The sequence below is a fragment of the Thioclava sp. GXIMD4216 genome (genome assembly GCF_037949285.1).
Lineage (GTDB): Bacteria > Pseudomonadota > Alphaproteobacteria > Rhodobacterales > Rhodobacteraceae > Thioclava > Thioclava litoralis.
This window is the reverse complement of the sequence record NZ_CP149926.1, coordinates 1,151,722-1,176,702: the sequence shown is the minus strand read 5'-3', so window position 1 is coordinate 1,176,702 and position 24,981 is coordinate 1,151,722. Positions and strand designations below refer to the sequence as shown.

Sequence of the window (24,981 nt, the reverse complement as noted above, 5' to 3'; positions counted from 1 at the left end):
TCTGGAGCGTTTAGTTTTCCGCGTCAATCCTTTTTCTTCTGGCAGGTCTCCACGAGCGCTTGGAGGCCCCGCTGAAGGCGATCCAGATGCCGGGACTGATCGCGCCCTCCTCCACACATACTGCCCAGAGACCCGTCCCCCAGCACCACATGCGCCACCACGGGGCGGGCGAATTGCGGCACTTCGGCCCACATCCGGTGGAACCGCCGCCGCCGATCGACAAAGGCCGCCGCCCGATCCACCTTCCCCGACTGATCGACAATCCCGAGCGCCGCGAGCGGGTCGCGCTGCCTCTCGCCTTCCGCCGCGAAGGCCAGAGCCCGTGCCACATGGGCCTGCGCCGCAGTCAGCTGATCCTTGCGCTCATACCGGTCCACCCATGTTTCGCGCCGCGCACGGATCGCCCCATCTGGATTTTCGGATTTCCCTGTTTCACGATTAACAACCATCACCTTCTCGAAGGTCTTGCCGCGCAGTTGCGCATCCGTCGTCTGCCCCAGATCCCATGGGGAGCGCGCCATCGTCACCTTCAGCTTCCGCATTGCCTTGCTCATGCCCCGTCTCCTGCCCTTGCCAGTTGTGCGATTGTCTCGCATTTGCCCATTGCCGCCCGCCGCCGCTGGCGGAAGGCCAGATCCGCATCGGGGACATTGCGCCCCGCTGCGATATTCTCTTCGATCACCGTCAAGCGGCGTTGGTTGTCGCGGGCCTGTTCGCGCAGCTGATTGGCCACGAAAGCATTCGGCCAGCGCCGGTTCTGCTTGAGCCAGAAGCGCAACTCGGGGGCCCAGCCATCGCGCAACGCCTCCTGCCCGATCCCGTTAGCGAAAACCGCGCGAAGAAGCGGGCTGCCGCTATCCTCGGGCGGCTCGATCTCGCAGGCCTTGTCGAGGATCTGCGTACCGGTCCAAAGCCGGTCTTTCTGCGGCCCGCCGGGGTGTGCGGCAATCTCGTCGGCCAGTGCGCCCAGATTGAGCGCCGACATATAGGCCAGCTTGCCACAGACATCCGCGATCATGTCGTCAAATGCCGCCTTGGTCACGGTCGAAGGGCGCCCGAGCCCCAGCCGCAAGAGCGGCTCAAACAGCACCGCCCGCACACGTTTCTCACCGGCTGCCTGTTCTACACTGTCCATGTCGCCGCTCCTTTCTCTCAGCAAATCCCGACTTATCCACAGGCGGACACTCCCTTTTTGCGCCGGATCGGAAAGTTTCTTTTCTTGTCATTTCTTCTCTTTTCCTTTCAGCGGCGCGGTTTTTGGAAAAAATAAAAAGCTCCAAAATCTTCCTGAAAAATTCCCATTTCTTCCGGTGGAAGTTTCAAGGAAGAATTGCGGAAGTTTTCGAACAGCTCAGACACGGCTCGACAGATCCTCAATCGCCTCGCGGATCCGCTTCACGGTGGCACTGCCACCGGGATAGGCCGCCTCGATCCAGTCGCTGATCGCATTGAGCCTTTCCTCGCTTTCGGCCAGACGCGCCCCGCCCGGAATGCTCTTGGCCAGATGACCGGCAATCGTGCCCAACCGTTTGCGCATCCGGTCATCCGCGTGCTTGGCATCATTGCGCCGCTTCGATCCCAGCGCCTCCAACGCAATCGCGGTCACCACCGGATGCGCAAGGCGCGTCTGGCCGTTATCGCACTGGACCCGCGCCCAGCCATGCAATGGCGAGACCACGCGGTTGTTGAGCTCGCGCCAACGCGGCACGGCCATGCGCAGCAGGAAGGCGAGGCTTTCGTCATCACAAGGCAAGGTGCCGATCGGCGTTTCGTCCTGCGCGGCCCAGAAGAGCTCCATGCCGAAGAAGCCGACCTCCGGATCGGCATAGGCCCCGCGCCGGAATTCGCTGCCACGCCAGCGCTTGAGATTCCACGTGACGAAATAATGGCTATCAAGCCGGTCGTTGGACGAGATCGGATAGTCCGGCAGGCCGCCCGCCTCGACCACCGTGAAACTGCGCTCAACCCCCATGACGGACCTCCTGTGCCTCGACCATGACCGGCACCCCATGCGAGGACGCCCATTGCACATCCGCCCAGATCTGCGGACAGGCCCGCCAGCCACGGCTGGCCGGAACCCACAAAGCGCCCGCCGCATTGCGGATCGGCGCGACCCAGCGGGCCCAGTGTTTCGGCTCGCGCAGGCTCAGATGCATATCGGCTTCCAGCATGGCCGCGCCCAGCACCACCGGCGAAACCGCCGCCACGCGGAAGCGCGCAAGCTCGGCAGCCGCCCGCGCCGCATCCAGCGCCACGGCCTCCGGCACCTGCCAGCAATCGATCCGCACCGGCGTGGTGACATAGACCATCCGCCCGCCCGAGCGCTGCGCCATCTCGACCGGCCCCACCCCGAAGACAATCGGGGCGGACCAGTCCTGCGGCTTGGCGGCGCGGGCGAGATCGGCCCAAAGATCAAAGGGGGCGCTCATGCTTTCGCCGCCTTCGGCCCCACAGCGGCCTTCACCGCATCCACCCGTGCCGAGATCTTTGCATAGACCGTATCGAGCTTCTGACCATCGTCCTGAAGCTTTTTGAGGTCATTAAACAAAGCAGCCTCGCGCGCCGAAAGCGCATGCAGGTCTTTCCGCAAAGACTTCAGCTGTTTCTCGACCGCCGAAACGCGTGCAAAGAAGCTATCCTCGTTGCCCTTCCAGTCTTGGATCTCTTTCGTCAGATCGACCAACTCCTGGTTGCCGCCATCAGGGCCGAATAGATCCTCACGAATCTCCGACACCCACCCCGGCAAGATCCCGTTACGGATTTCTTCTGCCACGCGCTTGTCGGTATACCCGCCATCATACCGCCCAGCCTTGACGTCATACGCCGCGTGCAGCGCATCAATGATGTCGCGCTTCTGTTCACGCGAAGGCTGACGCATCTCTGCCTGTGCCATCTGATCTTCCTTGCTTGTATTAGCTGATGCGGCCCGCTGCCGCGCCGCGCAGGTCGGGCAAAGGTGCTTGCCTTTGCGGACCTGCCATCCTTGCCCCTGCATCTTTCTCAAGACCTGACCCGCGACCGGCCGGTCGCGGGTGTAGTCGCACGGAACGACCTCCGTTCTGCCGCACTGATCGCAGGTGACTGCCGCCTTGGGGGCGCCTCGCCCCTGCATCGACTTGATCGGCATTACTCATCCCCCACGAATTCGAGGATATTGCGTGCAATCAACCGCGCCTGTGGCACGCTCAGGAAGGCGAAGGCTTCTGCCCTTTCGTCTCCTTCGATCACCCGCACCATCAACCCGCGCTGAGACAGCGACACTTCAACCTCTGCACCATTGGTATGATTGAAGACTTTGGCAGAAACCGTGGCCTGCACCTCCTGCGGGCGGCGCGGCGGGGCGACTGTTCTCTCGACCATCACACATCCCCCTCGCGGGCCGAACGCCCGAAGGCCATAGCGGCGGTGATCGCGGTCACCGCCTCGGGGCCTTCCTTGTCGAGCTTGGTGAAATCGCCGGTGCGCACCGCATCGAGAAGAGCGGGGCCGATATCGCCCACCTCTTTCATCGTCCGCACCGCAAGCTCGTCAAACTGCGCCTTGACCGGATCGCCGGGCACCCGTGCCATCAGCATCGTGCGGATCGGGAACCGCCCCGCGATCTCTTCCAGCTGGAAGGCGAGATTCCAGTCGAACCGGCCCTCGCCGCTGATGATCTTGCTCAGCGTCCCTTCCGACATCTGCCGCCCCGTAGTCTCGCGGATCGCGGCCACCACGGCAGGGCCTTTTCCGGCATGCTGCACAAGGCTGGCAAACATCGCCCGCAGCGCGGCGCTTTCGTAGCTTTCAATCATTGGTTTACCTCGGAAAGCGGTTTTCCTTGCCCGTGAGGCAGCAGGAAGCCGATAAAAGTCGCATGACAGCCCAGTTCGAAACATCCTCCCAAACCAATCACTCCTTTTGCTCAGCCTGCAAAAGCGACGCGGGAAAAAAGTGTTCAGGCCGTAAAGGGATGCCGCGAGAAATCGCCTCACGCAGCAGCAGCTGTTGCAGCTCCGCAGGAATAATTCCGTCACTCCCCCCACGTGCTTTGGGATACCCCCATCGGCGTACCCGCACCTCGCTACGCGAAACCATCTCGGCGACCACCGAGATGCCACCGCATATTTTGATTACTGTGTGAGCAGGTTCCATCATGGCAGGCAACTTGCGAATTTCGCATGATTTCGTCAACAGAAAAGTTGCGATTTCGTCGATATTCATTCCTGAAACGATTTGCGACAATCGCAGGATGGAAGTCATCGACGCAAAATGGATCAAACGACACCTGAAGGGCGAGCGCGGCGAACAATCGCGCTTGGCGGATGCTATTGGCGTATCGCCTGACATCGTTTCAAAGATAATATCTGGAAAACGGCGCGTTAAATCGGAAGAAGCGCCAAAGATCGTTGCCTTCTTTAATGCCGATCAACGATTGACGTCGAGCAACCATCATCTGCTCGAGATCTATGATTCCTTATCTGACGAAAAGAAGAGGCAGGCAGAAGAGTTCCTTCGGTTTCTTGCAGATAAATAAGAAATAAATGCAGCTCTTTCCGCTGCATTTCAGATAACCTATCCATAAGGTGTAATAGCTCGTAGCGCAGCATAGGGCCTCCTGTCCGCGTAAGCTTAACAAGTCGCCCCCCTCAAATAAAGACGCTATATCTGAAAAAGTCAGAATTAGCGTCCTAATCTGGCGATCTACAAAACAAAATCATAAGTGGCACGTCTGAGTTCTCTTTAAAAACAAGGGGTTTCCTTTTCCTCATCTAAGACTTTGCGTTTTTCGCAAAAAATAAGCTTGACTAAAAAGTTGCGAATGTAGCAACATTAGCGCAGTTCAAGGAAACGGAGCCGCGCAATGCAGACGATGTCACGAACCACCAACTCACGGATGCCCCTCTGGGCCGCCGTCGGCATTGGCGCGGCTCTCCTTGCCCTGATGATCCACCTCGACCCCGTCGCGCAGATTTCCCACGCACATTGGCAGGTCGAGCACCCCGCTTTCTGAGATCGGTTGCCTGATGACTGCTCGCAACCCAACTGCCGGGCGGTGCGCTGCTCGCCGCCGCCCGGCCTTTTCCAACCCCGAAGGATATTCCCATGACGGAACGCCCCCTGCGCGGCCTCGACCAGATCCTGTCGCTGGTCGATGACGGCATGTATCTGCAGCGCCTTGTCGAAGAAATGGAGGGCAACAATGTCGAGATGCGCCAGCACGCGCTGGATTTCGGCAATGGGGCCAAGTCCAAGATCGCGATCACGCTGGAAATGAAGATCGACCGTTTCGGCCAGCTCGATCACAAGATCACCGGCCCCAAGCCGCCCAAAGGCAAGGGCGTGGGCTGGCTGACCGGCGAAGGCGGCATTTCCGCCCACAACCCCGCACAGTCCCGCATGGAAATCCGCGATGCAGGCAATGGCCAGCGCGCCTTTGCCACATCCAGCTTCACCGACCGTTCCCAACCCAAAGAGGCCTAAGCCATGACCGAAGAGAATATCGCGCAGACGATCCTCGACAAGCTTCCCGAACTTCTGCAGATCGACCGCATCGCGCCCCCTGGTGATTATGGGATTTCCCCCGATCTGAGCGAGCCGTTCTTGCTATCGGTGCCCGAGAGCCGCCGGGTTCAGAACCTGCGGGCGGATATCATTGCCGCCGCCGAGACCTTCGCCCCGATCCAGCGCCGCGGCACCAGCCGCATTCTGGATCTGGCCAGCTTTCAGGCATGGGTGAACCGCCATAAGGACGAGGACAGCGTGATTTTCGGCGAGATCTCGGAGACACCCAGCATGACCGCCGTGATCGATTACAACCGCGCAGGCCCTGCCGAAGTCAATCTCGACCGCGATCCGCGCGCCCGTCATGGCCGCCACCGCGCGCATTACGAATTCCCGCTGTCGCAGGAATGGAAGGACTGGACCAGCATCGACGGCGAAGACCTGTCCGGCCCCGATATGGGCGAATTTATCGAGGCCCATGCCAAAGACGTGCTGAACCCCACCGCCGCCCTGCTGGGCAACGGGGCACCGCAGGACGATTGGGAGCGCGATTTCATCGCCGTGGCGGGCATGCTGAACGGGCGCTTTGCCACCTATCAGCGGCTGAACATGCTGTCGCGCGAGTTCACTGTGAACGAGGTGTCGAACCTCTCGACCTCGTTCAACCGCGATACGGGCGAACAGGTAATCCAGTTCCAGAACGAACACCGCGACCCCGAGGGCAATCCGGTCAGCGTGCCGAACCTCTTTATCATCGCCATCCCCGTTTTCGATGGCGGGCCGCATTACCGCATCCCCGTGCGCTTCCGCTACCGCAAGAAAGGCGCAGGCGTGGCGTTCATCATCTCGATGCATGACCCGAAAGTGGCGCTGCGCAACGCGGTCGAGGAAGCCTTCACCATGACCACGGCAGCCACCGATCTGCCCCTCTACATCGGCAAGCCGGAAGCCCCGACTGCCGCCTAAGCATCCGGCCCCATCCTCCCTGTTTCGGGGGCCAGATATGGGGCGGCGCAAATTCACCCCGCGCCGCCCCGAGATCCAGACCCAGACCCTCCCCGACCTTCGGCCAGAGCCAGACAGGCCCTGCCCCAAGTTCAGGAATTCGGCGCATCCCACGCGCGCCGGACAGGCGGAAGCGGCGCATCACCAGTGATCTGTTTTCGGGAAATGCCGCTTCCGCCGATTTTCATGAAAGGACAGCCCATGCCTTCTACCTCTTCGGCGCGCGCGATCGAGAAGCGCGCGGTCATCATCCCCGACGGTCTCGGGAAAACAGATTTCTGCGCCCGCTCGGTCAGTTTGTCGCGCGCCCCTTGGGAGAGCAAATCCAGCCTGCTGGCCGACCGCCCCGAAACCGCGCCGCGCCAGCCGGTCATCCTCACCCAGCAGCCGCGCCGCAGCGTGAAGGGTGCGGCCCTCGGGGCGGTCATGATCCAGCTGATCGCAGAAGAGCTGCGCCGCCCGCGCGACGCGCACGACCCCACCGAAATTATCATCTGAAAGGACACCAAAATGAGCAAAGACGAAGCAGCTATCGAGGACGAAATCAAAGCAAAAGGCCTGACCGCCAAACGCATCACGCCAGATGACGTGGATGCCGAGATCATGGGCGAGGAATACCACGTGTTCCTCGGATCCTGCCTGACGGTCTGCTGCCTGATGCTAAAGAACGGCTTCACGGTCACCGGTGAAAGCGCCTGCGCCAGCCCCGAGAACTTCAATTCCGAGATCGGTCGCAAGATCGCCCGCAGCAACGCCCGTGAGAAGATCTGGCCGCTACTCGGCTTCCGTCTGCGTGATCAACTCACAGCCTGATCTTCCGGTGCCCGCCCCCGTGCCGGGGCGGCATCCCGAAGAACAGGAATTCGCGCGGCGGTCGCGCGGATGATCTGCGGGGGCAATGCTGTCCGACGCACCCCCGCAGATCCAGTCATTCAGGAGGCCACATGCTGATCGCCATCATCGCAGGCGCGGCGTTCACCGCCTGCCTCGCAATCCTCTTTTATCACGAATGGACTTTCAGATGACCACGATCACCCTGCTATCCCCCGCCGAGAGCCGTGTCCTGCCGCTGATCGCGCTGCCCTACAAAGAGGCCGCGCACCGCCTGAACCTCTCGGAGCCCTGCATCAAGATGCACATCCGCCAGATCGCCCGGAAGCTCGGCGCGCGCGACCGCTATGGCGCGATCGCATTGGCCACCCGCTTCGGCGTGGAGATCGAGATCCGCCGCCCCAAGCGGCCACCCCCCAGCGCGGGCCACCGGCCCCGCTCAAAACAGCAGAGATAAGGAGGCCGATATGCCCGAGAAACTGAACGATACTGAGCGCGATGCCGCCCGCTACAGGTGGCTCAAATCTCGTGACCTGGACACCATTCGCAGCGGGGGCGTCTTCGCCGGTCTAACGCCGGAAAATGTCGTCCTGAACGGCGACGATCTGGACCGGCGCATAGACGCCGAAATGTCCAAAGCCAGCTAACCCCTAGAGGAAACTATGACTGCTCGACCGATCGAAAGCTGGCATGAAGACATGGGCAACAAGACGTGGTGGGCGCTCGGCCCTGCTGGCGAATGGCTGGGTGAGCCTGCATGGATCGGCACCCCAAATGACAGCGACTGGCCAGGGTATCATACCCATTTCACCGACCACCCGCCGATGCCAGAAACACCTGACGCGGCGAGTCGCCGTATCCGCGCAGAGGCATGGGCCGAAGCCCGTGACCTTGGCCTTTTCAGCTACTGAAACCTCAAAAACCCGTTTCCCAGTCCGAGGAGGACCTACCCAATGAAAGAAGCAATCGGAAGCTATGCCGATATCATCGGCACCGTTGCAATGATAGTGATGCTCTGTGCGTTTACAGTTGAAGCGGTGGCAAAGGACAAGGCCCTGATGGCTGCGATCTTTTCGCCTGCGGCGGTGATCTGGATGATTTTGTTCGCCTTTTCTCTGGCCGATCGGCTCGGCCTGATCGACTGATCCAGACACCCCTAGGAGGCACAATGCAACTCACAGAATTGATTTCCCAGCTTGAGGACCTACTCGACCAGAACGGCGACATGCCAGTCCAGCTTGATAGCGGCCAGCCGGTGCGAGAGGTCGATTTCTTCTACCCCCTCACCTCCGACATGAAGTCGTACGCCGTTCCGGCAGAAGCCATCGTCATCAAGTAATCCAAGCCCCCACAGGTCACCGCCGAATGACATGCGCGCCCGACCACATACCCCCAGCGCGGGCCACCGGCCCCGCTCAGAACAGCAAAGATAAAGAGGCCGATATGGACCTTGAAGAATTCACACGTCGGTTCACAGCAGAGGCCAAGCGCCTCGCAGGTTTCGACACCTTTGATGATGGTCAATCTGTTGATGATTACTGCAAGGAAGTTGCAAAGAGCTATCACGCAGACCCGCTCTACCGCGACAATGGCCCTGAGGCCTGTGCAGAAAGTGACGTCTCATATTGGGGCGAGGGATAGATGCTCACCCCCGCCGAAGCCAACGCCAAAGACGAACAGGCCGAGCGCCAGCGCGCCACCGGCCACCACGAGGACAGCGCACCCGCCAATCGGGTCGAGAGAAAGGAAGGGAACGATGGGTGAGCACGACCATAACTTCGGACTGAAGCCGCAAAATGATGATCCGACCTTTTCGGTCATATCGGCCTATGGCTCCGACCTTTGGGTGGCCTCCACACTGGGGCGCAAAATCGCGTGGTTTAGGACCAACCGCGAGAAGCTGGGCCGCGAGGGCTTCCCGAAACGAGACCCGCTGACCGGTCTCACCATCAAGGCCGATGTCATGGCATGGATTGAAAAACGCCGCCGCGTGAGCGACGGCACGGTGGCGCCGGCACAGGCCGAGGCGCAGAACCGTAAGAAGGAAAGAACGAATGCGTTTTAAGGATGCGCTCTGGGACGGGTCAGACCCGCTCTACGCCCCCTGTACTGCCAAATCGAAGGGCCGCGTCTACTGGCGGGCCACAAAGACCGCCCAGACGATGGGCTATGTTGTGGGGCCTGTCGCCCTGCCCGGACAGATCGGCGATAACCGCGACGAGGAACGCGCCAGCCGCGCACGCGAGCTGACGCGCGATATGGTGCGCTGGATGGAGACCGCCGAGAACGAGAAGCGCCTCGAGCCCGGCACCTTCCACCACCTGATCGCCCGCTATCTGAACGACGAGATCTCGCCCGTGCAGGACGTCAAGCAGAACACCCGCGAGCAATATCGCCACTATGGCAACTACTGGCGCGGCGCGATCGGCGACATGCTGGTAACGGATGCCGATTACGCCGCGATCAGGCGCTGGGAAAAGGCGATGAAGGACAACGGGCGCAGCACCCATTTTATCGCCACCTCCTTCCGGCACCTGCGGATCTTCGTCAATTACGGGGTGCAGATCGAGTTCGAGGGCGCGGCCAAGCTGTCCCTGATTCTCTCGAAGACGCGCTTCAAATCGCCCAAGCCCCGCACCATCGCCCCCACGGCGGAACAGATCGCCGCCGTGATCGAGAAGGCGGACGAGCTGGGCTATCGCGCCTTTGCCACCGGCTACATGATGCAGTGGTGGTTCGCCCTGCGCGCCGTTGATGTGCGCGGCCAGTATCTGCGCCCGACCGATGACGACCGGACGGGGATCATGCGCGGCGGGCGGCGCTGGCAGGACGGGCTGACATGGGACATGATCGATGCGGACCTCACGCAGATCCGCAAGACGCCCTCGAAAACCGAGCGCAGCGATAGCGAAGCCATGATCTTCGACCTGACCGCCGTGCCGGAGCTGCGCGCGCGCCTGGACGAGACGCCGGTCAATGATCGCGTGGGGCCGGTGATCATCGACAAGAACGGCATGCCTTACGATCGCCACCACTGGGCGCGGATGTTCCGGCTGGCGGCACGGGCGGCAGGCCTGCCGAAAGAGCTGAAGATGATGGATGCGCGCGCCGGTGCGATCAACGATGCCAAGCGCCACGGCGCCACGCCGATCCAGCTGCAGCACCAGGCGAACCACACCAATATGCGCACGACCGACCGCTATATCCGGGAGAAGAATGACTCGGTGGCCGAGGTCGTAAAACTGCGCCGTTCCACGTGAATCAGGCCCGATTACAACGTTACAACGGTTGGATACAACTCGTTACAACTCGGAACGGCGTTTCAGCTAAGTCATTGAAAAATGGTACCGCTTCCCTGGCTTGAACAGGGGACCTCTGGATCCACAATCCAGCGCTCTAACCAACTGAGCTAAAGCGGCACCGTGAGGCGGGATTTACCGATTGCTGCGGAGGATTGCAAGGGGGGTGTGACAGGTTTTTGGCATTTTCCTTGCCTCAGCCCATAATCACGTCTAGGCAACGCGCAACACCCCAATCGGAGACAGGATATGAGCATCAACAGCGAACATGAAACCGCCGCGAACCTGCAAATCGGTCCGACCGATCGCGGTATGGTGCGAATCTATCTGGAAGGGGACGGGCTCGATCTGCCGATGGATTTCGATCCTGACGAGGCCGAAGAGATCGCCGAAGAACTGCGCGCGGCAGCCGATGCGGCCCGCCAGATCCAAGCCGAAACCGGCAGCGGCAAATCGCCCAAGAAAAAGAAATAATCTCAGCGGGCGGCTTCGGGCAGAACCGGCAAGGACGGGTCACGAAAGCCTTGAAGCCGCGCGGCTGCCACCCGCGCGAAATCCAGCGTCAGCGCCTTGCGACGGGCGGGGGCCAGACGCGCCTCGGGGGCGTCGCGCAGCATTTCAGCCCCATAGCCATCGGCGATAAACAGCCCCGTATCCTCGGGCAGAAGCTCCAGAGGGAATGTAGCATCCACCGCCCAGAAATAGCGGTCGCACCAGTCCAGATAGCCCTGCCATTTACGGTCGGATGTAAAATCCGCACGGCTCGATTTGCATTCGACAATCCAGATCTCGCCCTTACGGGTCAGCCCCATCACATCGGCACGTAGGCGCGGGCGGAGCGGCATCTCCAGCACCGAGGCCAGCCCCAGATCGGCCAGCGCACGCGCCACACCACGGGCCAGCACCTGACCCGGCTGCATATCGGAAAGAGATCGGCTATCGGACATAGCCCGAAAATGAACGAAGCCAGAACATAAGTCCAGCCCCCTTCCCCTCACAAGTTACCCCCGCATGTCATCAAGGGGCTTGCGCAGAGCTGCACGCTTTCCTATCTGTGGATTCGGCGGTTACTGCTCTTCTCGTAACGGGAACGTCTTTCCAGTGGCCTATACCGATTCCGAGGGAGCTGGCTCTGTCAGGGTCTTGGCCTTGTTACCTGGCGCCCACCTGATTTTTCAGGTCCTCGGGAAATTCAACCTCCCAACGGTTGCTGCGGTTTCCGCCACCTCATGAAAAAGGCCCCGAGTTTCCTCGGGGCCTTTTCAATTCTGTAAACCCGATCACAGGTTCTCGGTCTGGGGCATGCCCAAGACGTGATAGCCGCAATCGACCATAATCGTCTCGCCAGTAGTGCAGGCGCCGTAATCCGACGACAGCCAGACAGCCGTGCCGCCGATCGATTCCAGCGTCGCGTTCGACCGCAGCGGGCTATTGGCCTCCGTGTGGCGGAAGGTCTTGCGCGCGCCACCAATGGCGGCCCCCGCCAGCGTTTTCATCGGACCGGGCGAGATCGCGTTCACGCGGATGCCCTGCGGACCAAGGTCGTTGGCCAGATAGCGCACCGAGGATTCGAGTGCCGCCTTGGCCACGCCCATCACGTTATAGAAGGGCGTCACGCGGTTGGAACCGGCATAGGTCAGCGTGATAATCGAGCCGCCATTCGGCATCAGCTCTTCGGCACGGCGACCGATATCGATCAGGCTGAAGCAGCTGATCGACAGCGAGTTCTTGAAGTTCTCGCGGGTAGTATTGATGAAACGGCCCGCCAGCTCGTTCTTGTCGGAATAGGCAATCGCATGAACGATGAAATCAAGGCTGCCCCACTCGTCTTTCAGACGGGCAAAAGCCGCATCCATCGAGGCATCATCGGTCACATCCACATCCACAAGGAAGGACGAGCCCAGCGACTCTGCCAGCGGCTGCACGCGCTTGCCGAAGGCCTCGCCCTGATAGGAAAACGCCAGTTCTGCGCCTTCCTCGGCCAGCGCCTTGGCGATCCCCCATGCGATGGAGCGGTCATTGGCCACCCCCATGACAAGCCCGCGCTTGCCCTTCATCAACTCGGCCATTCAGGCGACCCCTTACTCTTGGTACTTGCTCATGACGAGCGATGCGTTGGTGCCGCCAAAGCCGAAGCTGTTGGACAGGACGGAATCATGCTCGACATTGTCGATCAGCCGGGTCGCGATCTCTTCGGGACGCAGCGCCGGATCAAGCTCGGTCACGTTGATCGAGGGCGCAATGAAGCCGCCCTGCAGCATCAGCAGCGAATAGATCGCCTCGTTGACGCCCGCAGCCCCCAGCGCGTGGCCGGTCATCGACTTGGTCGAGGAGATCGGCGCATGGTCTTCGCCCAGCACGCGGCGGACAGCTTCGACCTCGCGCACATCGCCCACGGGGGTCGAGGTGCCATGCGCGTTGATATAGGTAACCTTACGGCCTTCCGGCAGGGTTGCGGTGGCCAGACGCATCGCGCGCTCGCCGCCCTCACCCGAAGGCGCCACCATGTCATACCCATCCGAGGTCGCGCCATAGCCGGTGACTTCGGCATAGATCTTGGCACCACGGGCCTTGGCATGTTCCAGCTCTTCGAGAACCAGAATACCGCCGCCGCCACCGATGACAAACCCGTCGCGGGTCGCATCAAAGGCACGCGCAGCCGTTTCCGGCGCATCGTTATATTTCGACGACATCGCGCCCATCGCGTCAAACAGGCACGACAGCGTCCAGTCGACTTCCTCGCCACCGCCTGCAAAGACGACATCCTGCTTGCCCATCTGGATCAGCTCGGCCGCGTTGCCGATGCAATGTGCCGAGGTCGAGCAGGCCGAGGTGATCGAGTAGTTCACACCCTTGATCTTGAAGGGCGTCGCGAGACAGGCCGAGACGGTCGAGGACATGGCCTTCGTCACCATGAAGGGGCCCATCCGCTTGGGGCTGCCCTTTTCAACGGTGATGCTATGCGCCTGGAACACGCTCGAGGTCGACGGACCACCCGAGCCTGCCACAAGCCCCGTGCGCTCGTTCGAGACCTGATCGTCCGACAGGCCCGAATCCGCGATCGCCTGCTGCATGGCGATATAGGCATAAGCCGCAGTCGGCCCCATGAAGCGCAGTTGGCGCTTGTCGATCAGCGCCTCGAAATCGACCTCCGGCACACCGGCGACCTGGCTACGGAAGCCACGGTCGGCATAGTCTTGCTGGAAGGTGATCCCCGATTTGCCCGCGCGCAGGCTGGCGGTGACTTCTTCGGCGGAGTTGCCGATCGGGCTGACGATGCCCAGACCGGTAATAACGACACGGCGCATAGCTGGCCTCCTCGTAATCTGTCTCGGATCAGCTCTCGGAGAGAGCGACCTTCATATCCTTGACCACATAGATCACCTCGCCATCGGCTTCGACGATCCCGTTGGCCACGCCCATGGTCAGGCGGCGTGTTTGCACGGCTTTGGTGAAATCGACCTTGTAGGTCAGCATCTTGCGTTCGGGGCGCACCATGCCGGTCAGCTTGACCTCGCCCACACCCAGCGCATAGCCGCGCCCTTGCCAGCCGCGCCAGCCAAGGTTGAAGCCGGTAAGCTGCCACAGACCGTCAAGGCCCAGACAGCCCGGCATGATCGGGTTGCCGGGGAAGTGGCAATCAAAGAACCAAAGATCCGGCTTGATGTCGAACTCGGCCACAACATGACCCTTGCCGAATTCGCCGCCATCACCGGAAATCTCGGTGATACGGTCCATCATCAGCATGGGCGGTGCGGGCAATTGCGCATTGCCGGGGCCAAACAGCTCGCCGCGTGCGCATTTCAGTAATTCGTCCCGGTCGAAGCTCGTCGGAAAGCCTGCCATGGAATATTCTTCCCCCCTTGGGTCCAGTTTCGTTCCCTCTAACACCCGTCTAGGCAAAGACGCAAGGCTGCTGACGCTTTGCGACCTGCGTCAAATGCAACTGGGGGTGCCAATTCCGCGCGACATATGCGACATTTTTATGAAGTTTGCACGCAGCCAGATTGAAACTTTCCCGCCCCAAGCGCATATTGGGGTGAGGAGAAACGGATTAAATGGCACCCAACGCACGCGACCGTGGCCAGCAATGGCTTGCCAAAGGGGGATTGCGCCCCACCCGCCAGCGCCTTTCGCTGGCGTCCTTGCTTGTGGGCGATGGCGAGGACCGCCATGTGACCGCCGAGCTGCTGCATACCTCGGCACTGGATGCCGGCGAGCGTGTCTCGCTTGCCACCGTCTACAATACCCTGCGCGCGTTCTGCGATGCGGGCCTCATGCATGAGGTCACGGTAGATGGCACGCGCAGCTATTTCGACACCCGCATGGATGACCATCCGCATTTCTTCTGGGAGGACGAGGCCCGCATTTCCGATGCGCCCAAAGAAGACATGCAGATCACCAAGCTCCCGACCCCGCCAGAGGGATACGAGATTGCCTCGGTCGATGTGGTGGTGCGGCTGCGCAAGCTGTAGCCACACCCTTCAGCCTTTCACGAAGACCCGCCCCTGCAGATCGCTCTGCCCGCTGTCATGGACCTGCGGAATGGCCCCCTGCCGGACATGGATCAGAAAATCGCGCCCCAGCCTCAGCTTGTCCTCGACAGAAAACGCCGCCCATTGCGGTCCGTAGATGTCATGCAGATGGAACGGCCCCTGCGGATGGCCGGTCAACCGGTTGGTAAAATGATGCAACGTGTCCGTCAGTGTCATGGCGCAACATCTCCCTGTGAGATCCCCTTCGACAACGACATAAATCCGTTACAGTTCCGCCTCTTTGATCTGGCGCATTTTGCCATGACGCCCGCATGAAGAAAGGCGCCCCCTGAAGAGCGCCTTTGCAAAGAAGCCGTGGCCCTTTCGGACCCGAAACGCCGGACCCTCAGTCCTTGGCGCGCTCCTGATAGGCCAGATCCTCGGTGTTGATCACGATGCGGGTGCCCACGCCGATATGCGGCGGCACCATCACACGGATACCACCGGTGCAGGTCGAGGGCTTGTAGGACGAGGACGCCGTCTGGCCTTTGACAACCGGCTCGGTCTCTTCGACTTCCACGGTGACCTTCTGCGGCAGTTCGATCGCGATCACGCCATCATTATAGGTTTTCAGCCAGCAGCGGATCCCGTCGCGCAGGAACACTTTCGCATCGCCGATCACGTCCTCGGACACGGCAACCTGTTCGTAGGTGGTGGGTTCCATGAAGTGATAGCCTTCGCCATCTTCATAGAGGAAGTCGAATTCACGCTCTTCGACATGCGCGCGCTCCACACCTTCGGTGGTTTTCCAGCGTTCGGAGACTTTGGTGCCATCCGAGATGCGGCGCATATTGACCTGGGTCACCGGAGTGCCCTTGCCGGGGTGGAAGCTTTCTGCCGTCAGAACGACATAGAGGTGGCTGTCGATTTCGACAACATTGCCCTTGCGCAGCTGCGAGGCGATGACTTTAACCATTGCATTTCCTTTGAACGAGATGCCCGCTTGGGCAAATGAGGCTCAGGCACGGCGTGAAGACTGGCGCCCGGATGCCCCGTCGCCTAAACCATCTGAAGACGGATTTCCAGTTCAAAGCCTGTTCGAAAGCGCAAGAGATGACCGAAACACCCTGGTGGCACCCCCATCGCCACGCCGACCGCCGCCCCCTTTTGCTGGCACGCAACAAAGTTCAGGCCGCGCTCCGGCAGTGGTTTGCCGATCAGGACTTCCTCGAAACCGACCCCGCCTGCCTGCAAACCAGCCCCGGCAATGAGGCGCATCTGCATGCTTTCGCCACCGATCTCATCGGCCATGACGGGGTGGCGCATCGGATGTATCTGCACACCTCGCCCGAATTCACGATGAAAAAGATCCTTGCGGCGGGCGAGCCCCGGATCTTCGCCTTCGCCCATGTCTGGCGCAACCGCGAAAACGGCAACCGCCATAGTGCCGAATTCACCATGCTGGAATGGTATCGCGCCGATACCCCCTATGACCGGCTGATCGAGGATGCCCATGCGATGCTGGCCCTTGCCGCACGCGCCTGCGGGGCGGATCACCTGCACTATCGCGGCATCACCTGCGACCCTTTCGCGCCGGTGGAACGGATTTCGGTGGCCGAAGCCTTCCAGCGCTATGCGGGCATCGACCTGCTGGCCAGCTGCCGCGCCGATGGGTCAACCGACCGCGCAACATTGGCCGCCGAATGCGCGCGGGTGGGTTTTGCCATTTCCGAGGATGACGGTTGGGCCGATATTCTGTCAAAAGTGCTGGTGGATCGGGTCGAACCGCATCTGGGCCACGGGCGGATCACCGTGCTCGACCGCTATCCGACCGCCGAGGCCGCCCTCGCCCGCCCCTGCGCCGATGACCCGCGCGAGGCGGAACGCTTCGAGCTTTACGCCTGCGGGGTGGAGCTGGCCAATGCCTTCGGAGAGCTCACCGACCCCGCCGAGCAACGCCGCCGTTTCGAGGCCGAGATGGACGAGAAAGAGCGCATCTATGGCGAGCGCTACCCGCTGGACGAGGATTTCCTTGCCGCGCTGGAACTGATGCCGGAGGCCTCCGGCATCGCGCTCGGCTTTGACCGTCTGGTGATGCTGGCCACAGGTGCCCCCCGCATCGACGACATCCTCTGGAGCCCTATCGCACAGCCCAGAAGCCCGCGATAAGATCATCGCAGACCTTCGGGCTGTAGTCGCTGGGCAGCCCCAGCAGATCGGGGGCGCGCTCATCCGTGGTGATGCGCGTTTCCGGCATATCCGGGTCGCGGGACACATCGGCTTGGCCCGTCAGAAGATTGACATCGCAGAGCACCGATTCAGCGCTTAATCTGTCCGATTGCACGATAGTCACCCCCGCCACGATATACCGCCCCTCGCGGAAGGCCACATGCCATTGCAAACTGCTCCCGTTGCGCCCGCAGGTATCGCAGCCCGTCGCGATGGTAAAACGGCCCGGCTTTGTTGAGGTAACCGAGTCTAACATAGTGAGGTTCGCCCAAAGAGGACCAATCACAACTGGCGGCTCGGCTGTGTCCTTCGAGATAACAAGCACCCGATCAAGATCGCGCGTCGTGAGATCGGTGATCAGCTCCTCTGTCCCATCGCCATCCGCGTCAAAGTGATATTCCTCAACGACCGGCCCCTCGACGATGGGCTGGGACAGGGCGGCTGAAGCGGCAAGGCAGAAGGATGCGGATAGAAAGAAGAACTTCATCAGAAACAGGGTCGAACCCCCTATTGAAAAGGCGACAAATGCCGATGCAGCCGTAGGACCTCGATCGGGACCACATCAAGCGTGCGCTGATGGGTCGCCTCCAGCACGATCTCGGGCGCGCAGCCCTCGTCATGCGCTTCCAGAAACCGCCCCGCGCACAGGCACCAGCGATCTCCGGGTTTGAGGCCCTCGAATCCGTATTCGGGACGCGGGGTCGAGAGGTCATTGCCGATATAGGCCGACCACGCGAGAAACTCTTTGGTCATGATCGCGCAAACCGTATGGGCGCCATGATCCTCGGCGCAGGTATTACAATGGCCATCGCGAAAGAACCCGGTCAGAGGCACCAGCGAACAAGGCTCCAACGGGCCACCCAAGACATTGACCGGCAGATCCTTATCCATCCTATCCCCCGCATGGCATCCGGATCACGATAATCCGGCAACCGAAGCCTGCCCCCGAACGGGATATCCGTCAAGACAGGCGTGCCCTTAGGCGGACAGGCGGCGGGGCCTTTCCCCAAAAAGGGCAGCGCCCCACGCTGCCCTTTTTCTGAAACTCAGTAGATATACCGGATCTGGTCCATCCAGTAACGTTCCATACGTTTGAGGGTCCGGTTCATTTCGTCCATCTGTTCGAAATCGATCACGCCACGCGTGCCCATCCCGTCAGCATGGCGCTCGAACAGTTCGCGCACCGCATCATGCAGCTTGCGCCCCTTATCCGTCAGCTTGACCCGCACCGAGCGGCGGTCCACATCACAGCGCTGGTGGTGCATATAGCCGTTTTCCACCAGTTTTTTCAGGTTATAGCTGACATTCGAGCCCTGATAATAGCCACGGCTCTTCAATTCGCCTGCCGTGACCTCGTTATCGCCGACATTGAACAGCAAAAGGGCCTGAACCGGATTGATCTCGATGATCGCCAGACGTTCGAATTCGTCCTTGATCACATCCAGCAGCAATCTGTGCAGCCGTTCCACAAGGGCCAGCGTGTCCAGATACCCGGTCATGAGCCCCTGCTGCATGGCGCGGTCCGCGACCACGCCGCCCATCTGGCCCATAGGGGGTTCTATACTCATCTCATTCTCCGCATCATCTATGCCCCGAAAGACACCATGCGGGAAAATGCCAAAATTTCGGTTAAGCGAATTAAATCTATCGCAAATCTGACAATAATTTTCAGACAACATGGCGGAAGCAAGGCAATTTGCCCCTTCCGCCATAATTGAATCATGCAACCGAATGACGTTTTTTCGCAAAGGCCGCAATCACTTGCAGCAGTTGAAGATACTCCGGCGGGCAGGGTTTCGCCCCCGACACCCACAGATAGAGATCCTGATCATATTCTTCCAACAGCGCGTCATAGAGGTCCAAGGTGGCCGGATCCATCTTTGCCAGCTCGCTATCGGCAAAGGGGCCAAGCACCATGTCCATCTCTTTCATCCCGCGCCGCCAGCTGCGCATCACCATCCGCTTCAACCGTGCTTCCGGCGTTTCCTGAACCTGTCCGGTCATTGGCTCTCTCCCGCTTTGACCCTGCGCTCCAGCCGTTCCAGCCGCGCATCGAGGTCTTTGATCACCGCACGGGCCTCGCGTATCTCGCGCAAGATCTCCCGCTCTCGTTCTGCCTCATCTACCCCTTGCGGCGGCCCGTCAAGTCCAGCGCCCTCGCCATTGAGCAGCCACATCAGCGAAACATTCAACATACCCGCCACCATCTGCAACTTGTTGGCACGCGGGTCGGCCATATCCTCTTCCCATGACTGCAGCGTCTCCAGCCGCACGCCCAGCTTTGCGGCCAGTTCGGTCTGGCTCAGCCCTGCGGCCTCGCGCGCGCCCTCCAGCCTGTCGCCAAAGGTCGCGGCATCTTCGCCATACCAGTCATCCGCCATGGGGCCTCCTCTTGATCGCCATTTGACCCGAGCGTAAGACATGGCCACGCAAGTTACAAACCCATCCGAACGGAGCCCCTCATGGCCTTTCTCTCCGACAGCCTCGCCCGCGTAAAACCCTCGCCCACCGTGGCCATGACTGGCAAGGCGGCAGAGCTGAAGGCCGCAGGGCGCGACATCATCAGCCTTTCGGCGGGCGAGCCCGATTTCGACACGCCGCAGAACATCAAGGATGCAGGCGCCCGCGCCATTACTGAGGGCCGCACCAAATATACCACCGTTGACGGGATCGCCGAGCTGAAACAGGCGATCTGCGATAAATTCGCCCGCGAGAACGGGCTGAGCTATACGCAAGCGCAGATCAGCGTGTCCTCGGGCGGCAAGCAGGTGCTGTTCAACGCCTTCATGGCCACCCTGAACCCGGGCGACGAGGTCATCATCCCCACGCCTTATTGGGTCAGCTACCCCGATATGGTGCTGATCGGGGGCGGCACGCCGGTCTTCGTGCAGGGTCAGGCGGATATGGGCTATAAGATCACGCCCGAGGCTTTGGAGGCCGCGATCACGCCGCAAACCAAATGGTTCCTCTTCAACTCGCCCTCCAACCCCTCGGGGGCGGGCTATACGCGGGCAGAGCTGAAGGCGCTGACCGATGTGCTGATACGCCACCCCCATGTCTGGGTGATGACCGACGACATGTACGAACACCTCGTCTTTGACGGCTTCGAATTCTGCACCCCCGCCGAGGTGGAGCCCGCGCTTTATGACCGCACGCTGACGGTGAACGGCGCGTCCAAAGCCTATGCGATGACCGGCTGGCGGATCGGTTATGCCGGTGGTCCGGTGGAGCTGATCACCGCGATGCGCAAGATGCAGTCGCAATCCACCTCGAACCCCTGCACCATCAGCCAATGGGCCGCTGTCGAGGCGCTGAACGGGCCGCAGGATTACATCCGCGACAGCCGCGAGGCCTTCCACCGCCGCCGCGATCTGGTGGTTGCGGGGCTCAACGCCTGCCCCGGCATCACCTGCCCCACGCCCGAAGGGGCCTTCTATGTCTACCCGTCCATCAAGGACTGCATCGGCAAAACTTCGGCCCAAGGCACCAAGATCACCGATGACGAGACCTTCTGCACGGCGCTTCTGGAAGAAACCGGCGTGGCCACGGTGTTCGGCGCAGCCTTCGGCCTCAGCCCCAACTTCCGCATCAGCTACGCCACCTCGGACACGGTGCTGACGGAGGCTTGCAACCGGATCAAACGCTTCTGCGAAGGCCTCAGGTAAGCCACATCGCGAAGGTCGCACCACCCTGCGGCCAGCCGATTACGACACGTCTGGAACAAAAAGAAAAGCCGCTCGGTCGAGCGGCTTTTCCCGTTTGACTCAGGCCGCTTTCACGCCCGATTTACGACGACGCAGCGCCGCAAAGCCACCCAGCGCGCCAAGCAGCAAAATGCCACCCGCCGGAAGCGGCACGGGGCTGACCTGCTCATCGCCACCACCGTGACCGCCGTGGCCACCATGACCACCCTGCCCGTCATGACCGAAATCGGCCGAGCAGCCACAATGCGGTTTGGTCGCCTCGGCATAATCAGGGGTATCCCCCCACTTATGGTCGTCTTGGTCTTTCCAGTCCTTGTCAGACCCGAACCAATCCCCATGCCCCTCGGATTTGAAGTCGCTGGAATAGCCATAATCCTTGCTATCCATGGACTTAGAGTCCGCTTGGTATGTCGATGCGAATACCGAGCTTCCCCACACGCAAATCGTCGCAACAGTTGCGATTTTCTTAATCATAAAAAAACATCCTTATAGGCTGTCAAAAGCGTGCCCCACCCACCACAGGTCGAGTCACGTAAGGTAAACATGTTTCTCCACCCGAGAATTGCAATGAGGATTTTTTTCAATCGGCGGAAGATCGCATAATATGCCATTATCAAGCCGGAAGAGCCATATTTTATTGACCCCTCGCGCAAGCGGTCAGTTGATCCCCCACCGCAGTTGTCGTTAAGGATGGTGCATCAACAGTCTGGAAGCTGCCCCATGAGCCTCGATCTGCCCGAATATTACTTCCGAATCCGCGAGAATGGCGCGGCCGTATTTCGGGTAGACACCCAGAACCGCCAGCGCCGGATCGAGATGGATCAGATCGCCGTGGTCAATATCCGCAATGGAGACATCAAACCGCAGGGCGGGCGCGAGCTGACCGATGCGGATATGCGCCAGATCACCCAATGGATGGCCGATCGCAGTGCCCTGCTGGCGCAGCGCGACATCGACGACATCCACCGCGCCGTCGATTACCTGAACCTGACCACGCAATGGGTGCAGTCAAAAGCCACCGATGCACAGCTCGAGCATGTCACAGACGCGCTGTTGCTGGCCATGCATGATCTGCGCAGCGTTCTTGTGCGCAAGAAGGCCGAGCGGCTGATGGGACAGCAGGCCGAGACCCGCGACGATTAGGCCATAGGGCGCCGCCCGCCGCCGCGCACGACCCAGAAGCGATACATCAGCAGCGACGAGGCCGTGGCAAGCCCTGCGGCCAGCCCCAGCCAGACCCCGTGCGATTGCAGCCCTACATGGAAGGCCAGCACATAGCCCGTGGGAATCCCGACCAGCCAATAGCTGGCCAGCGCAATCCACATCGGCACGCGCGTATCCTGCAGGCCGCGCAGCAACCCCATTGCCAGCACCTGCATGGCATCGAACAGCTGGAACAGGCCCGCCAGCGCCAGCAGGCCGCTTGCCAGCAGCAGGATCTGCGCGGAATCCCCGCCCGGCTTCAGGAATAGGCTGACAATCTTTTCCGGAATGCCCAGAAATGCGGTCACCGTGACCGCCACGATGACCAGTGACATGCAGATCACCGTGATGGCCCCGCGCCGCAGATGTTCGGGGGCACCGGCCCCATAGGCGCGCCCTGCCCGCACGGTCGCGGCATTGGCCAGCCCCATATGCAGCATGAAGGCCAGAACACTGGTTTCCATGACAATGCCATTGGCCGCCAGCTCGATTGTGCCAAGCCATCCCATCATCAGCGCGGCCATCTGGAACATGGACGCCTCGGCCAGAATGGTCAGCCCGATCGGAATCCCCATCCGCGCCACGGCCCCGAACGCAGACCAGTCAGGGCGCCAGAACCGCTGCCACAGCGCCACATGCGACAGCCCGCGCGCACGATGGGCATAGACCATCAGCACCAGCATCGACACCGTCTGCACCAGCACCGAGGAAAGCGCCGCGCCGCGCACGCCCATTTCGGGAAAGCCCATCTCGCCAAAGATCAGAAGCCAGTTGCAGACGATATTCAGCCCCACCGCAGAAAGCGTGACCCAAAGCACGATCTGTGTCCGCTCGAACGCCGAAAGATAGCTGCGCAGCACCGCCACCACCAGCATGGGCACGATGCCAAGCCCCGCGATGCGCAGATAGTCCTGTGCCAGCCTCGCGGTTTCGGGGGCCTGCCCCAATGCCTGTAGCACCGCAGCGGAATGCCACATACAGGGAATCGAGACCAGCCCCGTCAGCACCGACAGCCACAGCGCCATACGGGTATCGCGCCGTGCCTGCGTTTCGTCATTGGCCCCCAGCGCCATCGAGACGCGCCCGATGATCGCATTGGCAAAGCCCGTGCCGAAGAGAAAGAAGAAGAACAGGTAATTCGTGCCCAGAACCACAGCGGCCAGTTCCGGCACCCCGTACCAGCCCATCATGATCGTATCGGTCACACCAAGCCCTGCTGCCGCAAGGTTCGACCCTACCAGCGGCAAGCCCAGCGTAAGAATGGCGCGCATATGGCCAAACGCCCCCATCGAGGTGTCGAGGGGTTTGTCGGTCTGGGTCATCACGGGGCTGGCCATTTCGCATTCCTGATCGAGTGGTCAATAATCAGCCCGTGCCACGCCCCCATGAACCCGTCAAGCCTTAGTAAGCATCGCTAGGATTGCGCGCGGCGTTACTTTTGCGTCATCGGGGCGCGCCGGGGAAGGCGGGCGCGGCCTGTAATCATCGGCGTCACAAGGTTCTCGCGCTTCCAGAAGCGATACCAGAAAATCGCCAGCACATGTATGATGACCAGCGCCAGCAGCAGATTGGCGAGGGTCTCGTGCAGATCAACCGCCCGCACGGCGTTCTCGTACCCCACCCAATCCGCAAAGGGGCCGACATTGATATAATCATCCGGATCGGACACCAGACCCGTGCCGACCTGCGCCGCCAAGAGCCCCAAGATCAGCACAACCGATAACGCGCCCACAGGATTATGCCCGCGCGTGTAGGACGGCTTGCGCGACACCAGCGTGCGACCATAGCGCGCAATCGCGCCGGGCCCTTTTACAAAGCTGGCAAACCGCGCCGTTTGCGGGCCGAAAAACCCCCAGAAGACGCGGGCCACGACCAGCGCGCCGATGCCGTAGCCCAGCCAGAAATGCAGGCTCATGTCAACGGGCCCCCATTTTCCAAGCCCCCATGCACCACAGACCAGCACCACCAGCGCCCAATGGAACGCGCGCACGAAAGGATCCCAGACCGGCACTGTCTCGAAGCGGCTGTCGGTGTCGGAGGGATCCGATTGAAATCGATGCGTCATGACAAATCCTTTTTCAAAACCCTGCCCGCCGAGTGTCGCGCAAGGTCGCTCTGATGTCATGCAGTAAATCGGTCAGGACGGGGCAGCGGTCAGGATGGACGCTGCATCACGAAATCGATCAGCGCGGCACGGCCCGAATGCCCCTCTCCCTCGCTCAGATCGGCATCGTAATCGGCCTGATGCAGGATTTTCCAGCGCGGAAACGCCTCGCGCAGCAGATCCAGATCATAGAGCTGTTCCACATTGCTCGGCCCGCCTGTGCCATAGCGCGGCTGACGACGGGCAAAGCCGTGGATCATAACCACCCCTCCCGGCGCGACCGCACGCCGCATGCCGTCGAAAATATCCTCGCGGAAGGCCGGATCGGCAAACTGGATGAAACAGGCCAAAAGCGCGTCATATTCGGCCACGGGCCAATCCCAGCCGCGCAGATCCTGCGATAGCATGGTGATCGTCACCCCCCGCGACGCCGCCAGCCGCTGGGCTTTCTCACGCGCCGGAGCCGAAAGCTCGACCCCCGTCACCTCCAGGCCCTGCTCGGCCAGAAACACGGCATTGCGCCCTTCGCCCTCGGCCAGCGACAGCACGCGCATACCCGGTGTCAGCCGCCCTGCCTGACGGCGCACGAACTCTGCCGGAGCGGTTCCGAAAACATAGTCCGAATGGGCATAGCGTTGATCCCACAT

43 protein-coding genes, 1 tRNA gene and 1 other RNA gene are annotated in these 24,981 nt (G+C 61.1%); 21 read left to right on the top strand and 24 right to left on the bottom strand.

Features of this window, described 5'->3' with window-relative positions; translation table 11 throughout:
* Positions 1–23: 23 nt before the first annotated feature.
* From WDB88_RS05845 to WDB88_RS05810, 8 genes are all read right to left on the bottom strand, one after another.
* Complete coding sequence (locus WDB88_RS05845; protein WP_339109255.1) at positions 24–554, bottom strand: hypothetical protein; 531 nt, start codon at positions 552–554, stop codon at positions 24–26.
* A complete protein-coding gene (locus tag WDB88_RS05840) occupies positions 551–1,135 on the bottom strand; it encodes a hypothetical protein (RefSeq protein WP_339109254.1) in 585 nt (194 codons plus the stop codon). Before WDB88_RS05840 ends, WDB88_RS05845 begins: the two co-directional genes overlap by 4 nt.
* Positions 1,136–1,351: 216 nt before the next feature.
* Complete coding sequence (locus WDB88_RS05835; protein ID WP_339109253.1) at positions 1,352–1,972, bottom strand: hypothetical protein; 621 nt, start codon at positions 1,970–1,972, stop codon at positions 1,352–1,354.
* Positions 1,962–2,429 carry a DUF1937 family protein gene (locus WDB88_RS05830; RefSeq protein WP_339109252.1) on the bottom strand — a complete coding sequence of 156 codons (468 nt, stop codon included), beginning with the start codon at positions 2,427–2,429 and terminating at the stop codon, positions 1,962–1,964. Before WDB88_RS05830 ends, WDB88_RS05835 begins: the two co-directional genes overlap by 11 nt.
* Entirely contained in the window at positions 2,426–3,127 is a 702-nt protein-coding gene (locus WDB88_RS05825; RefSeq protein WP_339109251.1) for a hypothetical protein, read from the bottom strand. Before WDB88_RS05825 ends, WDB88_RS05830 begins: the two co-directional genes overlap by 4 nt.
* Positions 3,127–3,360 (bottom strand): hypothetical protein, encoded by a 234-nt coding sequence (locus WDB88_RS05820; RefSeq protein WP_339109250.1) that lies wholly within the window; start codon positions 3,358–3,360, stop codon positions 3,127–3,129. The genes WDB88_RS05825 and WDB88_RS05820 overlap by 1 nt, the downstream gene beginning before the upstream one ends.
* Entirely contained in the window at positions 3,360–3,794 is a 435-nt protein-coding gene (locus WDB88_RS05815; protein ID WP_339109249.1) for a hypothetical protein, read from the bottom strand. Before WDB88_RS05815 ends, WDB88_RS05820 begins: the two co-directional genes overlap by 1 nt.
* 97 nt (positions 3,795–3,891) lie before the next feature.
* Positions 3,892–4,203, bottom strand: coding sequence for a hypothetical protein (locus WDB88_RS05810; RefSeq protein ID WP_339109248.1), 312 nt, complete (start codon positions 4,201–4,203; stop codon positions 3,892–3,894).
* A 28-nt stretch (positions 4,204–4,231) separates the two neighbouring features.
* Between WDB88_RS05810 and WDB88_RS05805 the strand changes: the two genes are divergently transcribed.
* From WDB88_RS05805 to WDB88_RS05735, 15 genes are all read left to right on the top strand, one after another.
* Positions 4,232–4,516 (top strand): helix-turn-helix domain-containing protein, encoded by a 285-nt coding sequence (locus WDB88_RS05805; protein ID WP_339109247.1) that lies wholly within the window; start codon positions 4,232–4,234, stop codon positions 4,514–4,516.
* Positions 4,517–4,843: 327 nt separating this feature from the next.
* A complete protein-coding gene (locus WDB88_RS05800) occupies positions 4,844–4,993 on the top strand; it encodes a hypothetical protein (RefSeq protein ID WP_339109246.1) in 150 nt (49 codons plus the stop codon).
* A 92-nt stretch (positions 4,994–5,085) separates the two neighbouring features.
* Positions 5,086–5,463 (top strand): hypothetical protein, encoded by a 378-nt coding sequence (locus tag WDB88_RS05795; protein ID WP_339109245.1) that lies wholly within the window; start codon positions 5,086–5,088, stop codon positions 5,461–5,463.
* A gap of 3 nt (positions 5,464–5,466) precedes the next feature.
* A complete protein-coding gene (locus tag WDB88_RS05790; protein ID WP_339109244.1) occupies positions 5,467–6,450 on the top strand; it encodes a DUF2303 family protein in 984 nt (327 codons plus the stop codon).
* 240 nt (positions 6,451–6,690) lie between these two features.
* Positions 6,691–6,987, top strand: coding sequence for a hypothetical protein (locus tag WDB88_RS05785; RefSeq protein ID WP_339109243.1), 297 nt, complete (start codon positions 6,691–6,693; stop codon positions 6,985–6,987).
* A gap of 12 nt (positions 6,988–6,999) precedes the next feature.
* Entirely contained in the window at positions 7,000–7,302 is a 303-nt protein-coding gene (locus WDB88_RS05780) for a Gp49 family protein (RefSeq protein ID WP_339109242.1), read from the top strand.
* A gap of 208 nt (positions 7,303–7,510) precedes the next feature.
* On the top strand, positions 7,511–7,777 hold the full coding sequence (locus WDB88_RS05775) for a helix-turn-helix transcriptional regulator (protein ID WP_339109241.1): 267 nt from the start codon (positions 7,511–7,513) through the stop codon (positions 7,775–7,777).
* A 10-nt stretch (positions 7,778–7,787) separates the two neighbouring features.
* Complete coding sequence (locus WDB88_RS05770; RefSeq protein WP_339109240.1) at positions 7,788–7,967, top strand: hypothetical protein; 180 nt, start codon at positions 7,788–7,790, stop codon at positions 7,965–7,967.
* Between the two features lie 15 nt (positions 7,968–7,982).
* Entirely contained in the window at positions 7,983–8,231 is a 249-nt protein-coding gene (locus tag WDB88_RS05765) for a hypothetical protein (RefSeq protein WP_339109239.1), read from the top strand.
* Between the two features lie 42 nt (positions 8,232–8,273).
* Positions 8,274–8,465, top strand: coding sequence for a hypothetical protein (locus tag WDB88_RS05760; protein WP_339109238.1), 192 nt, complete (start codon positions 8,274–8,276; stop codon positions 8,463–8,465).
* Between the two features lie 23 nt (positions 8,466–8,488).
* A complete protein-coding gene (locus WDB88_RS05755; protein WP_339109237.1) occupies positions 8,489–8,659 on the top strand; it encodes a hypothetical protein in 171 nt (56 codons plus the stop codon).
* A 104-nt stretch (positions 8,660–8,763) separates the two neighbouring features.
* Complete coding sequence (locus tag WDB88_RS05750) at positions 8,764–8,961, top strand: hypothetical protein (RefSeq protein WP_339109236.1); 198 nt, start codon at positions 8,764–8,766, stop codon at positions 8,959–8,961.
* Positions 8,962–9,084, top strand: a complete 123-nt coding sequence (locus WDB88_RS05745; RefSeq protein WP_339109235.1) for a hypothetical protein — start codon at positions 8,962–8,964, stop codon at positions 9,082–9,084.
* Positions 9,077–9,385: a hypothetical protein gene (locus tag WDB88_RS05740; protein WP_339109234.1), complete on the top strand. Its 309-nt coding sequence runs from the start codon at positions 9,077–9,079 to the stop codon at positions 9,383–9,385. The genes WDB88_RS05745 and WDB88_RS05740 overlap by 8 nt, the downstream gene beginning before the upstream one ends.
* Positions 9,375–10,580: a recombinase gene (locus tag WDB88_RS05735; RefSeq protein ID WP_339109233.1), complete on the top strand. Its 1,206-nt coding sequence runs from the start codon at positions 9,375–9,377 to the stop codon at positions 10,578–10,580. Before WDB88_RS05740 ends, WDB88_RS05735 begins: the two co-directional genes overlap by 11 nt.
* Positions 10,581–10,662: 82 nt before the next feature.
* Here the strand turns inward: WDB88_RS05735 and WDB88_RS05730 are convergent.
* Positions 10,663–10,739: transfer RNA gene (locus WDB88_RS05730), tRNA-His, on the bottom strand.
* 129 nt (positions 10,740–10,868) lie between these two features.
* Here WDB88_RS05730 and WDB88_RS05725 point away from each other — a divergent pair.
* Positions 10,869–11,093 (top strand): DUF6324 family protein, encoded by a 225-nt coding sequence (locus tag WDB88_RS05725; RefSeq protein ID WP_339109232.1) that lies wholly within the window; start codon positions 10,869–10,871, stop codon positions 11,091–11,093.
* A 2-nt stretch (positions 11,094–11,095) separates the two neighbouring features.
* Here the strand turns inward: WDB88_RS05725 and WDB88_RS05720 are convergent, their stop codons facing one another.
* Complete coding sequence (locus WDB88_RS05720) at positions 11,096–11,566, bottom strand: MmcB family DNA repair protein (protein WP_339109231.1); 471 nt, start codon at positions 11,564–11,566, stop codon at positions 11,096–11,098.
* A gap of 117 nt (positions 11,567–11,683) precedes the next feature.
* On the opposite strand from WDB88_RS05720, the gene ssrS reads away from it, so the two are divergent.
* A non-coding RNA gene (ssrS, locus tag WDB88_RS05715) (6S RNA) lies at positions 11,684–11,842 on the top strand.
* Positions 11,843–11,899: 57 nt separating this feature from the next.
* Here ssrS and WDB88_RS05710 read toward each other — a convergent pair.
* From WDB88_RS05710 to fabA, 3 genes are read right to left on the bottom strand one after another with little or no spacing between them, the layout of a single operon-like run.
* Positions 11,900–12,688 (bottom strand): SDR family oxidoreductase, encoded by a 789-nt coding sequence (locus WDB88_RS05710; RefSeq protein ID WP_339109230.1) that lies wholly within the window; start codon positions 12,686–12,688, stop codon positions 11,900–11,902.
* A 12-nt stretch (positions 12,689–12,700) separates the two neighbouring features.
* Positions 12,701–13,927 carry a beta-ketoacyl-ACP synthase I gene (gene fabB / locus WDB88_RS05705; RefSeq protein WP_339109229.1) on the bottom strand — a complete coding sequence of 409 codons (1,227 nt, stop codon included), beginning with the start codon at positions 13,925–13,927 and terminating at the stop codon, positions 12,701–12,703.
* A 28-nt stretch (positions 13,928–13,955) separates the two neighbouring features.
* Positions 13,956–14,465 carry a bifunctional 3-hydroxydecanoyl-ACP dehydratase/trans-2-decenoyl-ACP isomerase gene (gene fabA, locus WDB88_RS05700; RefSeq protein ID WP_339109228.1) on the bottom strand — a complete coding sequence of 170 codons (510 nt, stop codon included), beginning with the start codon at positions 14,463–14,465 and terminating at the stop codon, positions 13,956–13,958.
* Between the two features lie 212 nt (positions 14,466–14,677).
* On the opposite strand from fabA, the gene irrA reads away from it, so the two are divergent.
* Positions 14,678–15,094 (top strand): iron response transcriptional regulator IrrA, encoded by a 417-nt coding sequence (irrA, locus tag WDB88_RS05695; RefSeq protein WP_339109227.1) that lies wholly within the window; start codon positions 14,678–14,680, stop codon positions 15,092–15,094.
* 9 nt (positions 15,095–15,103) lie between these two features.
* Here the strand turns inward: irrA and WDB88_RS05690 are convergent, their stop codons facing one another.
* Complete coding sequence (locus WDB88_RS05690; RefSeq protein WP_339109226.1) at positions 15,104–15,331, bottom strand: DUF1413 domain-containing protein; 228 nt, start codon at positions 15,329–15,331, stop codon at positions 15,104–15,106.
* Positions 15,332–15,500: 169 nt separating this feature from the next.
* On the bottom strand, positions 15,501–16,070 hold the full coding sequence (gene efp / locus WDB88_RS05685; RefSeq protein WP_339109225.1) for an elongation factor P: 570 nt from the start codon (positions 16,068–16,070) through the stop codon (positions 15,501–15,503).
* 137 nt (positions 16,071–16,207) lie between these two features.
* On the opposite strand from efp, the gene epmA reads away from it, so the two are divergent.
* Positions 16,208–17,263: an EF-P lysine aminoacylase EpmA gene (gene epmA, locus WDB88_RS05680; RefSeq protein WP_339109486.1), complete on the top strand. Its 1,056-nt coding sequence runs from the start codon at positions 16,208–16,210 to the stop codon at positions 17,261–17,263.
* On the opposite strand, the gene WDB88_RS05675 is transcribed toward epmA, so the two are convergent.
* The 5 genes from WDB88_RS05675 to WDB88_RS05655 all read right to left on the bottom strand — a co-directional run bounded on the left by WDB88_RS05675 (position 17,235) and on the right by WDB88_RS05655 (position 19,704).
* The gene (locus WDB88_RS05675; protein WP_339109224.1) at positions 17,235–17,810 is read right to left on the bottom strand and encodes a hypothetical protein; all 576 of its coding nucleotides are present in this window, start codon (positions 17,808–17,810) and stop codon (positions 17,235–17,237) included. The genes epmA and WDB88_RS05675 overlap by 29 nt on opposite strands.
* A gap of 20 nt (positions 17,811–17,830) precedes the next feature.
* Entirely contained in the window at positions 17,831–18,214 is a 384-nt protein-coding gene (locus WDB88_RS05670) for a DUF2237 domain-containing protein (RefSeq protein WP_339109223.1), read from the bottom strand.
* A gap of 155 nt (positions 18,215–18,369) precedes the next feature.
* Positions 18,370–18,864, bottom strand: a complete 495-nt coding sequence (locus WDB88_RS05665; RefSeq protein ID WP_339109485.1) for a winged helix DNA-binding protein — start codon at positions 18,862–18,864, stop codon at positions 18,370–18,372.
* Between the two features lie 178 nt (positions 18,865–19,042).
* Complete coding sequence (locus tag WDB88_RS05660) at positions 19,043–19,327, bottom strand: succinate dehydrogenase assembly factor 2 (RefSeq protein WP_339109222.1); 285 nt, start codon at positions 19,325–19,327, stop codon at positions 19,043–19,045.
* A complete protein-coding gene (locus tag WDB88_RS05655) occupies positions 19,324–19,704 on the bottom strand; it encodes a helix-turn-helix transcriptional regulator (RefSeq protein ID WP_339109221.1) in 381 nt (126 codons plus the stop codon). Before WDB88_RS05655 ends, WDB88_RS05660 begins: the two co-directional genes overlap by 4 nt.
* 81 nt (positions 19,705–19,785) lie before the next feature.
* On the opposite strand from WDB88_RS05655, the gene WDB88_RS05650 reads away from it, so the two are divergent.
* The gene (locus WDB88_RS05650) at positions 19,786–20,988 is read left to right on the top strand and encodes a pyridoxal phosphate-dependent aminotransferase (RefSeq protein ID WP_339109220.1); all 1,203 of its coding nucleotides are present in this window, start codon (positions 19,786–19,788) and stop codon (positions 20,986–20,988) included.
* 99 nt (positions 20,989–21,087) lie between these two features.
* On the opposite strand, the gene WDB88_RS05645 is transcribed toward WDB88_RS05650, so the two are convergent.
* Positions 21,088–21,414, bottom strand: a complete 327-nt coding sequence (locus WDB88_RS05645) for a VPLPA-CTERM sorting domain-containing protein (protein WP_339109219.1) — start codon at positions 21,412–21,414, stop codon at positions 21,088–21,090.
* A gap of 333 nt (positions 21,415–21,747) precedes the next feature.
* Between WDB88_RS05645 and WDB88_RS05640 the strand changes: the two genes are divergently transcribed.
* Positions 21,748–22,170 carry a hypothetical protein gene (locus tag WDB88_RS05640; protein ID WP_339109218.1) on the top strand — a complete coding sequence of 141 codons (423 nt, stop codon included), beginning with the start codon at positions 21,748–21,750 and terminating at the stop codon, positions 22,168–22,170.
* Here WDB88_RS05640 and WDB88_RS05635 read toward each other — a convergent pair.
* The 3 genes from WDB88_RS05635 to WDB88_RS05625 all read right to left on the bottom strand — a co-directional run bounded on the left by WDB88_RS05635 (position 22,167) and on the right by WDB88_RS05625 (position 24,981).
* Complete coding sequence (locus WDB88_RS05635) at positions 22,167–23,519, bottom strand: MATE family efflux transporter (protein WP_339109484.1); 1,353 nt, start codon at positions 23,517–23,519, stop codon at positions 22,167–22,169. The two genes, WDB88_RS05640 and WDB88_RS05635, sit on opposite strands and share 4 nt — an antisense overlap.
* 143 nt (positions 23,520–23,662) lie before the next feature.
* Positions 23,663–24,295: a cytochrome b/b6 domain-containing protein gene (locus tag WDB88_RS05630; protein WP_339109217.1), complete on the bottom strand. Its 633-nt coding sequence runs from the start codon at positions 24,293–24,295 to the stop codon at positions 23,663–23,665.
* Positions 24,296–24,384: 89 nt separating this feature from the next.
* A complete protein-coding gene (locus tag WDB88_RS05625; protein WP_339109216.1) occupies positions 24,385–24,981 on the bottom strand; it encodes a class I SAM-dependent methyltransferase in 597 nt (198 codons plus the stop codon).